Source organism: Dyadobacter jiangsuensis (assembly GCF_003014695.1).
Lineage (GTDB): Bacteria > Bacteroidota > Bacteroidia > Cytophagales > Spirosomataceae > Dyadobacter > Dyadobacter jiangsuensis.
Map to the genome: position 1 here is coordinate 205,953 of NZ_PYAS01000006.1, position 13,855 is coordinate 219,807.

Here is a 13,855-nt window from a genome sequence, read left to right on the forward strand (position 1 = left end):
TCCGTTCCCATATTGCGGTTTAAGCTAATGACTACACGTCGACGCGGGCGTATTTCGCGTTTTTCTCGATGAAATCGCGGCGGGGAGCTACCTCGTCGCCCATCAGCATCGAGAACAGGTGATCGGCCTCCGCAGCAGATTCCACAGAAACCTGTTTCAAACTTCTGCGCTCGGGGTTCATCGTTGTTTCCCAAAGCTGCTCGGCATTCATTTCACCAAGACCTTTGTAACGCTGCACGTTCACCGAGTCTTCCTTACCGCCGGAAATCTCGCGCACCGCTTCTTCGCGTTGTTGCTCGGTCCAGCAGTAGCGCTCTTCCTTGCCCTTTTTCACGAGGTACAATGGCGGCTGGGCGATGTAGATATAGCCATTATCGATCAGGATCTTCATATAACGGAAGAAGAACGTCAGGATCAGCGTACGAATGTGGCTACCATCGATATCGGCATCGGTCATGATTACGATCTTGTGGTAACGCAGCTTATCGATGTTCAATGCACGCTCGTCGCCGTCTTTACCGATCTGCACGCCCATTGCCGTGAACATATTCTTGATCTCTTCGTTTTCGTAGATCTTGTATTCCTGTGCTTTCTCTACGTTCAGGATCTTACCACGCAATGGCAGGATCGCCTGGAATGCACGGTTACGGCCTTGCTTGGCAGTTCCACCCGCCGAGTCCCCTTCCACGAGGTATAGTTCGCAGACGTTCGGATCGGTTTCGGAACAGTCGGAAAGCTTTCCGGGCAAGCCTGTACCGGTAAGGATGTTTTTGCGCTGCACCATTTCGCGTGCTTTTTTCGCAGCGATACGGGCTTTGGCGGCAAGAATCACCTTGTCGATAATCACGCGGGCTTCTTTCGGGTGCTCTTCGAGGTAGCTTTCGAGCATTTCGGCCACTACCTGGCTCACAGCACCGGTTACTTCACCGTTACCGAGTTTGGTTTTGGTCTGACCTTCGAATTGCGGCTCGGCCACTTTAATGGAAATAACCGCAGTAAGTCCTTCACGGAAGTCGTCCCCGCTGATCTCCACCTTTTCTTTCGCCAGAATCCCCGATTTCTCCGCGTAGTTTTTCAAAGTACGCGTCAATGCGGCACGGAAACCGGAAACGTGGGTACCACCTTCGATGGTATTGATGTTGTTCACGTACGAGAACACGTTCTCGCTGTACGATGTGTTGTACATCATCGCCACTTCCACGGGGATAGCGCCTTTGTCGCTTTCCATGTGGATAGGCTCAGGGATCAGAGGCTGACGGGTAGCGTCGAGGTAAGTCACGAATTCATTCAGACCTACTTCGGAATAAAACTCCTCGCCGCGGAACTTGCCGTTCTCGTCTTCTTCACGTTTATCTTCCAGCGTAATGCGGATGCCCTTGTTCAGGTAAGAAAGCTCACGCAAACGGGTTGCGATGGTTTCGTATTTGTATTCCGTTACGGAGAATATCGTAGCATCCGGCAGGAAGTGGATGATCGTTCCGGTATCTTCCGCTTCACCGATCACGCGGGTCGGGTAAAGCGGCTTTCCTTCGCTGAACTCCTGCTCGAATATCTTGCCCTCGCGGTGCACTTCCGCACGCAGGTGCGTAGAAAGCGCGTTCACGCAGGATACCCCTACCCCGTGCAAACCACCGGAAACCTTATATGTGTCTTTGTCGAACTTACCACCAGCGTGCAATACCGTCAATACGACCTCCAAAGCGGACTTTTTCTCCTTGGGGTGCATTCCGGTGGGGATACCGCGACCGTTATCTTTTACAGTGATTGAGTTATTGGGCTCTACGGTAACGTTGATCGTATCACAGTAACCCGCCATCGCCTCGTCGATAGAGTTATCGACAACCTCCCAAATCAAATGGTGAACGCCTTTGAAGCCAGTGTCACCGATATACATCGCCGGACGTTTACGAACGGCCTCTAAACCTTCAAGAACCTGGATATTTTCAGCCGAATAGCTGTTTACTTCTAGCACTGCTTCGTTTGACATATAGTTTGTTTTACACTTGGATAAAAAGAACCATTATCTGGCTTTTTAAGCACGTAAAGATACGAATTTTTTATGGTTTTACCTAGCAAAACCTATCGCAAACCTGCCATCCGACGCGCCCTCAGGAGCTAATACCGGCCAGGGGGCGCAAGACGCCGAAATATGATATTTCTGAGTTGTAGAATAACTGCCGGAGCCTGCTAATGTGTATTCTCCAGTGCCTCAGCCGAATGAGCATCCGACACCGGAGAGTTAGCGCAGCGAGTACCCGTCGCCCGTGGATATGAGGTCTCTGTCGAGGCGGTAAAAAGTCTTCTTGCCGTCTCCGGAAACATCCAGAATACCGAGCTCGTAGGTACCCGGACCAAGATCATTTTCACGTAGCATGGTATTGAAGCCGCCCTTGTAGTAATGCGCTTCCGTGATAATATTTTTTCGCGCTTCTATTTTCGGATTCGCATTGATGAGGTAAGTCGAATCGGTGGCGGTGTTTTTCATCGCCAGGAAACGATCATCCCAAAAATGCTTCCGCTGCGGCGAAACATTGCTGGATACAAAATAGTGAGTCAGCTCTTCTACTCTTTCCCGAGCCACCCGATGGATGTTCCAGGTTTCGAGGTAGAGCTCGTTATCCTTCACCGGCCCTTTTTCCGCAAACATTGCATCCAATTCCTTTTTCTCTACCACCGGTTTCGGGAGCTGGAAGTAACCTTTTTCATATCCGGGAATCAGATAAAAACTTCCATAATCGACAATCGATTTCTCCACGGAAAACATACTTCGATTGTTTTGCCAATTGTAAACATCAGCGAGCAGCGAAGTTCTTTGACGCGCCACAGTTCCGGTAAACCGGTAGTAACAATAAGCCCAATAAAAAACGCTGAAACCTAGAACTGTTGTGAATACCCATTTTGTTCGCAGCCAATTGGTATAAAACAATAGGAGAATGTAAAAAATAGCCGTCGAAAGTGCCGCGTACATCTGGAAGCGGCTGGCCAATGTGCTACCCGCCCAGGACCGGAATAACGCGACAACGGTACTTGAAATAAAAATGAATGCGAAAAACGAAAGTAATTCGATTGTACCCGGCTTGACTCGCATCGGCTTTTTAAAATAAACGCTGGCAACCCGGATCGTCACCAGGATCATAAATGCGATGATCAGGAAACCCCATATTGCCGACAACAGCTCCGGCATAGCCCAAAGCGACATGGAAGCACCCACAAAGCCAAAAAGCGACGTAAAGAACTGCAATCCGTTTTTAGGCAGATTCACCGCCTGCCCCGACTCATAACCCGACATGTAAAGCCAGAGACATGCAAACATAAAAACGCCCGTCAGAATCGCATTGCGGAAGTCTTTGTGGCACAAGTAGAAGAATAGGATTGCAGGAAAGGTCAGAATCCCGTTTCCGTGCGTGAATGTGGCCAGAAAACAGCACAATATTGCCCCGTAAAAGGCGGGTTTTGTCCCGCGGGAGACAAGCAGGATGGCAGCGGCCAGAAAGGCCGTCAGGAAAGGATGCTGCAAGCTTGTAAGTGCCCAGTTGGAAACCTCGTAGTACATGGGCTGGAAGATCACGAGAGGCACCGGAATAAAATAGTAAAGCGGCATCCCTGCTTTACGAAAGTTGACGTAAAGAAAATAGCAAATGTAAATCAGCGCTAATGTTCCGAGGATAATGTAAAACCGGAAATGCAAATAGCCCGTAAGTCCATAATCGATTAAAGAAACAAATCTTGGAACCGCCGCTTTATGATCATTAAATGTGCGGAACATTTCTTCAATCACTTTGATAAAACTTTTATCATCGCCTGTGATTGCTTCAATGAATTGAATAAACAAAAAATCGTCCTGATAGGGGAAATCGACCGAAAAATGGAGATTATAAAGAAAAAATAACAGGATAACGGTAGTGATGGCGACAATTGGTAAAAATCGAAGCATGATAAAGCCGTAACGTGTGTTATGTGATAGATTCGGATGAGTTATAAGCAAATCTAAATCTTTATCGCCTCGATTCGTAAGATAGTTTGCTTTTCTTAGTAACCGAAAATCCACGAATAAATTGCGATAAAAACAGAGAGAGCGGAGAAAAAATCTCCGCTCTCAAAATGTACAGCAATTATCGTACCAGACTCTCTATTTTTCCATCGGATGGTCCTTCAAAAGTTGCTCCGGTGAGTAAAAGTCCTTTTTAGCCTCCGTAGCAGCACGTACCTGCTTCACCTTTTCAGGCGAGATGGCCGCTCCTTTGTTTCCAAATGAATTGCGGACATAGGTTAGCACCGCGGCTACTTCGTCGTCTTTCAGCAAACCTGCGAACGGCGTCATAGGAACCTGGCCGGGATATTTCTTACCATTCACTTCAATCGGCCCGAGCAGCCCATTCAATGCAATTTTGATCAAACGCTCGTCGCTTCCGGTAACCCAGGCGCCCGAGAGCGGCGGGAAACCTGATGCTTCCAGCCCTTTGCCGTCGGGCTGATGGCAAGTACCGCAATAACCCTCCTTGGCGTAAATCTGCCGTCCCTGGTTGAACAGGATCAGGTCATTGCCTTTCAAGCTCGTAGTAGCCACATTCTGTTTCTCCCGCTTCACATTTTCGCCTTTCAGGTGTGCCTCGGCAGCTTCCTGCGCGTGGATCATCCAGTCATCGAGCGGCTTTTTCCGGGCTTCCGCCAAAATCGGCAATCCTTTTTCCTTACCGATCCACGATGCTGCCACAATACCCATCAGACGCACGCGGCTATTCTCGTCGCGTACCGCTTGCATGAGCAGATCCGCCTGGTCGGGTACCTGGTGACCCGTGTAACGCACCACCTGTACGGCTGCTGCGCGTGCATGATAGTCTTTCGCTTTCAATACCTGTTTCAAAAGCTTCTGATCCACTTTGTTCATACCCCAGCTTACCCACAGGCCTTCCAGCAAATGATGCTCGTAACGCGGGTCGTTTTTATCCAGATTAGCCACCCAGGTGTTCAGTTTGGCCAAAACCTGCGAAGCATCCCGGCCGCGCAGCTCACGACGCGTGCGGTAGCGTGTCCGGTATTCGGGCAATTTGAGGTTATTGAGCAATTCATCAATGCTTGCTCCATCCACTTTCGCAGGCGTCACCAGCGGGCGCGACGGATAGGTAATGCGGTAAATACGGCCATGCGAGTGGTCACGCAACGGGTCACGCGCATTGTGCTGCATGTGCCCGATAAGGATATTGTGCCAGTCGATCACGTACAACGAGCCATCCGGCGCAAATTCCATATCTACCGGGCGGAAGTTGCGGTCATCGCTCACTACGAGGTCCTGACGGTGGTGGCTCTTGTAGCCGGTACCGTCGTCGGTGAGTGTATGCTCTTTGGTTCCAAGGAAACCAATGGTGTTGTTGATCAGGAAATCGCCCTGGATATCATCCGGAAAATGCCGGCTCGACACAAATTCCAGGCCGGAAGTCGGACGCACGCGGTGCTTATCCTCCACGAGCTGCACCGATTTGTGGGTTGCTTCCCCATAACGAGGCAAAACGCTGCCCGGCAGCATCCAGCGCACGTCGGGGCTCGATGTTTCTGCAAAGAACGGCTGCCCCCAATCGTCGAATGCGATACCCCACGGGTTCGGGATCGAAAGCTGGGCGGTGCGTTCCAGTTTTTTCAGCTGAGGCGCGTAACGATAGAAACCGCCATTGGTAGCACGCACAGGGCCATACGATGTTTCTACGTTGGTATGGAGGAACACCCCTTCACCGGAGTAGATAGCCCCTGACGGGTCTACCGTAAATGCATGGCTGTTATGGTGCGTATCATGGTCGTCGAAGCCGCTCAGCAGGATCTCTTCCTTATCCGCTTTTCCGTCGCCATTGGTGTCGGTGAGCAATTTCAGGTTGGTACCCTGCGAAACGTAAACGCCCTCTTTGGCAATTTCAAAGCCCAACGGCAAATGCAGGCCATCCGCGAAAACGCTTTGCTTGTCGGCTTTGCCGTCGTTGTTGGTATCTTCAAAAATGATGATCTTGTCGTTCGGCTTCGAGTCGCCCGGTTTGTAATGCGGATAACTCGGCATGGTTGCTACCCAGAGACGTCCTTTGTTGTCGAAAGACATCTGCATCGGTTTCGCCAGATCCGGGAATTCCTGCTCCGAGGCAAAAAGCTCGATTTTATAACCGTCCGGCACTTTCAGTTTCGCCAATGCGTCATTTCCATACAAATAGGTAAGGCTACCGTTTTTGTCGGGATTGAAATTGGTTTTTACCTGCGGCAATGTGCGGGTCGTCTTGTCGGCCACAGCCAGGTCCATTTTCTCCCCTTTCGAAGCTGCCAGCCATATCGCCTGGTCGCGAACGTCGGTCAGCTGACGAATCTTCTCGATCTCAGCAGGATAGTTATCAGGCCCAAAAGGATTGTAACGACGGCCATACACGTGTACCCCGTTCGGGATTTTGAAATCGTTGTGCCACATCCAGTTCTTTTCGTCGACAGCCGCATGTACCAGCTCCCGGTTCTTGGCTTTTTCGGGCGCTTTTCCGAAGATTTTGTCTGCCAGTAAAACACCCAGCTTTTTATAGCCTTCCGCATTCAACTGCGATCCGTCGATCGTCAGGTCTTCCTTCGTTTCGGCATACCACTTTTGCGAAGGGGCGAATGCATCTACGAAAAGTACCTTGTTTTGGTCCGCCACTTCCTTCATGGCTTTGGTGTACAAAAGGAGGTTTTCGTTCTCCTTCTTACCGTTCGGCAGGTCAAACTTAGCCGAGAGGTCTTCAAAAGCGATTGGCGAAACGATGACCAGCTGCGGTGCGGAAGTACCGTTGTATTTCTGCTGCAATGTCCATTTGATGAATGCATCAAGTTCCGCCTTATAATTGGCCAGGCCAGCTTTGCCTTCAAACGACTCGTTATACCCGAAAAAAGAAACAATCACGTCGGTTTTCAAACGAGTGAGCCATTGATCGGGCGTTTCCAAATGCCCTTCGCTTTGGGAAGGATTCGCCAGCTCGGTCTGAAATTTCTCGGCCCCGGGAAACGCCCAGGGCGTGTTACGGCTCGCATGGGGGCGGAAGCCTGGCGTGTCACCGCCATCGCACATGTTGCGGATAATGAGGTTATCGTCCGGGTAACGCATATACAACTCCGTTTCGAAGTTGTCGTAATTCATCATTCGGGAACCCAGGTTGTTACCGATAAGTGAAATGTGCGTTCCCTTACCGATCTTCACCGGCACCGGCTGGTTCAACTGGAATGCGCTGAATGCAATGACTGCCAGTCCAAAGGCAATAAGCGAAAAATAAACGCTGATTTTTTTGGGTTTAGACATCTGAAAAGGTTTTAGATTGGGTTTTAGGTAGCGTTATGTAAAGTTATTTGGCTTCGCGGTAAGGCACCTGGATATCCATTTTGCCCTTCCATTCTTTCGGGATTTTCAAACCCAGCTCATAATGGATCGCATTGATGACAAGCCGCTGAAAAGGTTCCAGCCGGAAATCCTCGGGGTGCCCGAGCGTGGTCATGAATACTTTTCCTCCGAATGAGTTGGTGCCTGTCCACGCCACAGGGTTCTCGATCGCCTCCTTGTCCGGATTGACCGATTTACCCATCAGCAGCCAGGTAGAGCCTTTTGTAGGATAATCGGGCAGCACGCGATACAGCCACGAGCGGGCATGGAACGGGCCTTTCACGCCGGTGAGGATCGGGTTTTTAGCCTGCTCTGGAATCACCGTCACATCGGTGCTGCTGTTGTGCCCATAATGCGTATGCTTGGCTGCGCCGCCCCATCCCGGAGGTGCATTCAGCGCAAACTCGCCGAAAGCGTTCCATTTTTCGCTTTCATGCCCTTTCGGGAAATTGAATGCATGGGTAGTGGTGCGAAAGCCCATTACCGGCTTACCGGTTTTCAGATAGGCTTCGATCAATGCCAGCTGGTCGGGTGGCAGCTGACGCCAGCGCAGGTAAAAAACCGCCAGATCTGCGTCCTTTAATGCTTCCAGGCCAAGGATATTCTTTTCGCTATTGTGATCGGGGTAGGCTTTGAGGACGATCGTACGCATGCCGTAGTTCTTTTCGAGTTCCGCGGCAACAATCGGCAACGTTTCCTCGCCACTGTATTCATGGTCGCCCGTAACAAACACAACGAGCGGAGATTTTTTGTCTTTTTTAGACGATTGCGCCGTCGCGACATGTGCAACGGCCACTACTGCAAATGCCGCAAAAAGGAAGCAAATGCAGAACTGTTTCAATTTCATGATGAATGGATTAAGGTTCAAGCTTTGTAAGTAAAGGGGTATATAAGGAAGACTGTTTAATGCAATTTTTCCCCTAGTTAATTATAAACGAAATATAATGCATCCTGTGTTGTCCTGTTCCGGGAGCACCGGCGAGGTGCCCGCTATTACCTCGGATTGCGAACTACCTGACTATCACAAAAACCGGAATCCCAGCGTCAGTGAAAAGCGTGATAAATCCACGCTATCATCCTTCGATAAATGTAATGTCTCCGTACTGAATTCGGTTTTGCGCTGGAGGCGGTAGATGGCACCCATCATGGCGGTGCCGGTGAGGTTGAGGGCGAATTTGGGACTGATGGGCTGTTCGATGCCCACGCTGACGCCCCAGTTCATTGTTTTGCCCGAAAAAGTAAATTGCTCCGCACCTACGACACTTTTATTTTCATAAGGCTGGTAGCCGAGCAGCAGGGAAGTGAGAATGGCCGTTTTGCCGTTTCTTAGGAAAGAGCGGTGAATCAACGCGCCGCTCAGGTGCTGGATCGTCACTTTTTCACTTTGCAGGCTGTCCAGGTTTGCCTTGCCTTTGTACATTTCATAGCGCACACCAAAGCCAACATGCTTCCAGGGGAAGTAGGCAATGTCTCCACCAAATGCGATCCCGGATTTGAGGTCTTTGATATACTCCTGCTCGTCGTGGGTATTCACTCTACCCGCACGAAACAGCCGGTAGGCATAGCCGCCATTCAGGCCGACGCTCCAACGCGGAAGGTCCGGCTGATCGGTATTCTTTTTGCGCAGCGCGGGTTTCGAAGGCTGATCGAACGCCTCTTCGCGGTCCTTCTTCCATTCGGTGATGGAAGCTTCCTGGGCGCTGGCACTGTGCACAAGCATACCCAAAAACATGAATAAAGCGGCAAAAGATCTGATCATTATCTGCGGAACGCGCGAGTTTTTAAGAACCCAAAACTACTATTTTCGGGCCATATTCAGCTTCCGGTATTTCAGAAATTGTCAGATTGCCCCTTTGACGCCTGCTTTTTTGAGTTTTTCCACAATGAACTCCCCTAATGCCTTGCCCTGCGCCTGGCCATTTTCGATAGCGTCGCGGTAGTGGATTCCGCCGTAAAGCCTTGAAATAGCCGCTTCCTCCGAAGCCTGCCTGAACGATTTGAAATCCCTCGTCGGCAACTCGAATATCACTTCGGTATCGTCGCGGAAGGCGAAATTATCGCCCAGCAAAAAGGTGAGTGTTTCGGCCACGGCTGTCGAGATCACACTATGACCGCTGGTATATTCCGGGAAAGGCGGGGTTTGCAGGAGCGGCTGCCATTTCGGGTCGATGCTCCGGTTGATCACCGTTTCCGGCCGCACCCGGCTGCTGCGGTACTTTTCGTCCCAGCAACTGATGAACGCATCCATCAGTGTGGCGGCCGCCAGCGAATGTACCATAACACCTTTATCGAGATCCAGATTAGCCTTGGTAGTGGCGATACCGGTGATGTTCATCCAGTGCCCGCCCGGACTGATTTTCTTGAAACCGATATTCATATGCCCCGAGGTGTTGATCGCAAACGGATTGCAATCCCAGTAGGAAGCAATGAAGCGCTCCTGTTCCGTCAGGTTTTTACCTACATCATAAACTTCCTTCGCGAGTTTAAAAAACGCGCTCGTACTATCTTTGCTGAACTCGACGGGTGGTTTTGGTACAAACTGGCCGCATGAGTCGATCAGCACGGGGCGGATCGTTTTCCAATTTGGTTCAACGCCTTCCATATAGCCTGGCGGCGTCGGGTACCAATAGGCATCCCCCTTTTTAGGACGGTACCGCAAACGTGTGCTGAGTTTGAGATAACCATCGGTAGCGGCATCGGCGGCAATTTTCCTGGCCACATCCTGCGCCACGGCAATCGACTCGTCGATCGTCGCCTGCGAATGCCCTTCACGCAGCAAAGCAATAATCAACTTTTTCTGGTCTTCTTCCAGCATATACCCCGACGGGATGATGAGCCTCCCCGTTTCCAGAATGCAATACAATGCGGCAATCTGGTAATCATAATGCTTCGCGTCGATACTGACCGGATTAATGCTTTTCGTAAAAACCGTCGGGGCGACGATTTGCTTGTTGTTCCGCGCCACGATCTCGTGTGCGCCCATCAGGCAATAGGTGTAAAATCGGCTGGCCGCGGGCGGGTTCACGACATCATGGATCATCACCATGGTTACCGAGAAAACAGCCGGCTGCAAATGCTTCCGCAGCTCCTCTTTGGCAGGGTTTGCAAAAGCAGATTGGGTAAAAATCAAAAGGAAGAGAAGGATCCGGCGCATTACTTTCTGGAATTTTTATAAAACTGCAATGGCTCATTGAATGCGCCAATCACTACAAAAGGTTGGTTACCGATATGGACCTGCACGGCCGTTTTCACATCACCGATCACCGACAACCCGGTCTCCGGTTGCTCCACGAAACGAAAGCCGCCCTTACCGTCGCCGACAAAAAGGCTACCGTAATTCGCATCCATACTGCCCAGTTTGAGGCGGTTATCCGTTTTGTTACCCAACAGCAGCAGATCTTTCAATCCATCATGGTTATAATCGCCCGTCAGGATCGTGCTTATGGGGCCGAATTGCGCGCGCGCAGGCATTGAAAACTTCTCGAATTTGCCATTCCGGTTCATAAAGCAAACGGTACGGAGCTCGCGCGCTTCGAGCCTGCCCCCCTTCGAAAGCTCCGCTGCCGGGATGATCTCGGGCATGGTCGCATTGGCGTAGTCGCGGTAGTAGGCGAATTTCTTACGCATAGGGTAAATCTGATCGTTCAGCTCGTCGCGACTCACGAACGGGTAAGATTTGCCTTGCACATAAAAGTTGAAGAATGGGTCGACCGAGCCATTTTTGTCGAAATCGGCAAAATACAGTTCCGCAGGCTCCTTTTCGGAGGCTTTGATCTGCGAATTCTGCCCAAGGTTACCCGCAAGGATGTCGGGCTTGCCGTCATTGTCCAGGTCTTCTATCTCAATGGTATTCCAAAAGCCGCTTTCTTCAACCTGGAAGAAATCCATTGTTTTGTCTTCAAAATCTTTCCCGTTGTAGGTAAAAACCTTTACCGGCATCATTTCACCCGCTATCACCAGCTCCGGTTTGCCGTCGCCGTTCAAATCTCCCCATTGTGCGTCGGTAACCATACCTATTTTAAAAAACGGCGATTCCCGTATTTCAAAACGCCCTTTTCCATCATTAACCAATAAGAACGACGCCGGGGCCTCGGGGTACCTGCCGGGGATAATGCGCCCCCCCACGAACAGGTCGAGGTCGCCGTCTTTGTCAAAATCAAACGGACGTGCGCATGACTTACTGCTGGCCTTCAAATTCGGGACCGAGAGTACCGACAAGCTCAGGCCGCCCTTTCCGTCGCTCAGGTAAATTTCATCTTGCAGCGAAACCATGTTAGGCTCAAAAAGCGAATAGCCGCCTTTGGCAATGTATAAATCATCGTAACCATCGCCATTGGCATCGAAAAACACCGCTGCCGAAATGGCAGATGTATTCTCATCACCGATCGCGAAGCCGGGCATTTCGCGAAACGCTCCGTCTTTTTGCTGTAACCATATTCTGGCCTGCTTGTTCTGATCGCCGCTTACGAAAATATCATCCAGGCCATCCTTGTTCACATCGCCTTTCGCCACCACCGGGCCCGTTTGTGAATACATCGAGAGCATCAGCGGCTGGCGCTTGAAATCGTTTTCGCTGAAACCCTCGTGCTGGTAAGTGATTGCCGGGGTCTGCTTTTGAAACAGTGCACTCGAAACGCGCTCCTTCTCTGACTTATCGGCCTTTTTACCCGACTTTTCGACCACGAGCAACTGATTAGCCTTCACATTTTCGACGATCTGGCTCGTACCATCCGGCCATTGGATCTTCACGGTATCCACCGTCACCGCCTCACCAAGCCCGAAATGCAGGCGCAACGGCGTACACGAAAGATACCCGCGGTTAGGATTCACCTCCTGATATTGTAATGCACCTTTGTTTTGAAGATAAACCCTGGCTCCCACGCCGGCGGCATTCGCGCCGTTTTGTTTCAGTTTCAATTGCAGCCAATGCCCGTTTTTGGATTCACTGGCTGTATTTTGGTACACAAATGCGGGCTCGTTGATATTGTTAACGACCAGATCGAGGTCCCCGTCATTGTCCAGATCCGCATATACCGCGCCGCTCGAAACCGATGCATGTTCCAGGCCCCAGGGCTGCTGCATTTTGGTAAATGTGAGGTCGCGGTTGTTTTTAAAAATGTAATTGGCCAATGCGGTGGAAGGCATCGCTTTCACCAGGTCCATGAGCTGGAAAGGCTCCTTGTCGACTGCCCGCTTGATCTTGTAATCGCCCCAGTATTTCAAAAAGTCCTTGTTGGTATAATCCCTGAGATAACCGTTTGAGACGAAGAGATCTTTGAAACCATCGTTGTCGAAATCTGCAAAAAGCGGCGTCCAGCTCCAATCGGTGTTGGAAACGCCCGCAAACTGGGCGATCTCACTGAATGTGCCGTCGCCGTTATTGAGTTGCAGCATATTGCGCATGTATTGCTTTTGCAGGTCCTGCCGCACCATCAGTTCGAAGGCTTCATAGTTTTCCTGCAATTGAAGCAGCTTCTGGCGCTGATTGTCTTCCGGCAGCATATCGAGCGACATGATATCGGGCAGGCCGTCGTTGTTGAAATCCGCGATATCAATACCCATCGAAAACTGCGCCAAATGCCTGAAATATTGGCGCGTCACGTCCCTGAACGTACCGTCGTGGTTATTGATGTAGAGGTAATCGGGTTCGTTATAGTCGTTGGTGACGTAAATATCCTGCCATCCGTCCTGGTTCACATCCGCGATCGCGATACCGAGCCCGAACGTGAGCGGGTACTGGTGAATACCTGCCTTTTGGGTAACTTCCACAAAATGGTTTTTCTGGTTTTCAAAAAGCTTATTACCTGCGAGTTCGTCCGTCTGCGTACGGAACTTCGCGAGCTCCATGTTGTCGATCTTCTTGGTCGTATGGTTGAGCAACATCATATCCAGATCGCCATCGTTGTCGTAATCAAAGAAAGCGGCCTGGGTGCTGTAACTGATGTTGTCGAGCCCGTACTCCTTCGCCTGCTCGACGAATTTGAGATTACCCTGATTGATAAAAAGCTGGTTCTTGCGATCCTCGTCCTTCACCTTGCCCGAGTAGCAAATGTGGATATCGAGCAAGCCGTCGCCATTCACGTCGGCCATCGTTACACCCGTTTTCCAGCCACCCCGGCGACCTTCGAGCCCCTTGCCCGCCGACGCGGTAATGTCTTTGAACTTCATTTTCTCACCCTTCGCGCCCAGGTTCAGATACAGCTTGTTAGAGCCCATGTTGGACGTAAAGAAAAGATCATCGAAACCGTCGTTGTTAATGTCCCCTACCGCTACGCCGCCGCCATTATAATAGTATTCATAGGACATTACATTCTGGCTCTCAGTCTCGCTAATCGGGTTCACGAAATCGATCCCGGTCTGCTTGCCTTCAAGTAAGCGGAACATTGTATTCTGCGCCCTGACGCCCGTAACTTGTAATGTCAGCAGTAAAATAGCAGGCAGGTAAAAGAGGCGACCTTTGTGATTCATTGAAAGTGCAGTACC

At 50.6% G+C, this 13,855-nt stretch carries 7 protein-coding genes; all 7 read right to left on the reverse strand.

Annotated features, from left to right (window positions below):
- Positions 1–31 precede the first annotated feature (31 nt).
- Positions 32–1,987 (reverse strand): DNA topoisomerase (ATP-hydrolyzing) subunit B, encoded by a 1,956-nt coding sequence (gene gyrB, locus CLV60_RS14240; RefSeq protein ID WP_106596035.1) that lies wholly within the window; start codon positions 1,985–1,987, stop codon positions 32–34.
- 252 nt (positions 1,988–2,239) lie between these two features.
- A complete protein-coding gene (locus CLV60_RS14245; RefSeq protein WP_106596036.1) occupies positions 2,240–3,934 on the reverse strand; it encodes a hypothetical protein in 1,695 nt (564 codons plus the stop codon).
- 195 nt (positions 3,935–4,129) lie between these two features.
- Positions 4,130–7,294 (reverse strand): PVC-type heme-binding CxxCH protein, encoded by a 3,165-nt coding sequence (locus tag CLV60_RS14250; RefSeq protein WP_106596037.1) that lies wholly within the window; start codon positions 7,292–7,294, stop codon positions 4,130–4,132.
- Between the two features lie 43 nt (positions 7,295–7,337).
- Positions 7,338–8,219, reverse strand: coding sequence for a ThuA domain-containing protein (locus tag CLV60_RS14255; protein ID WP_106596226.1), 882 nt, complete (start codon positions 8,217–8,219; stop codon positions 7,338–7,340).
- Positions 8,220–8,393: 174 nt separating this feature from the next.
- The gene (locus CLV60_RS14260; protein WP_229210970.1) at positions 8,394–9,092 is read right to left on the reverse strand and encodes a porin family protein; all 699 of its coding nucleotides are present in this window, start codon (positions 9,090–9,092) and stop codon (positions 8,394–8,396) included.
- A gap of 120 nt (positions 9,093–9,212) precedes the next feature.
- Complete coding sequence (locus CLV60_RS14265; RefSeq protein WP_106596039.1) at positions 9,213–10,526, reverse strand: vanadium-dependent haloperoxidase; 1,314 nt, start codon at positions 10,524–10,526, stop codon at positions 9,213–9,215.
- Entirely contained in the window at positions 10,526–13,840 is a 3,315-nt protein-coding gene (locus tag CLV60_RS14270) for a VCBS repeat-containing protein (protein WP_211302241.1), read from the reverse strand. Before CLV60_RS14270 ends, CLV60_RS14265 begins: the two co-directional genes overlap by 1 nt.
- Positions 13,841–13,855: the final 15 nt, after the last annotated feature.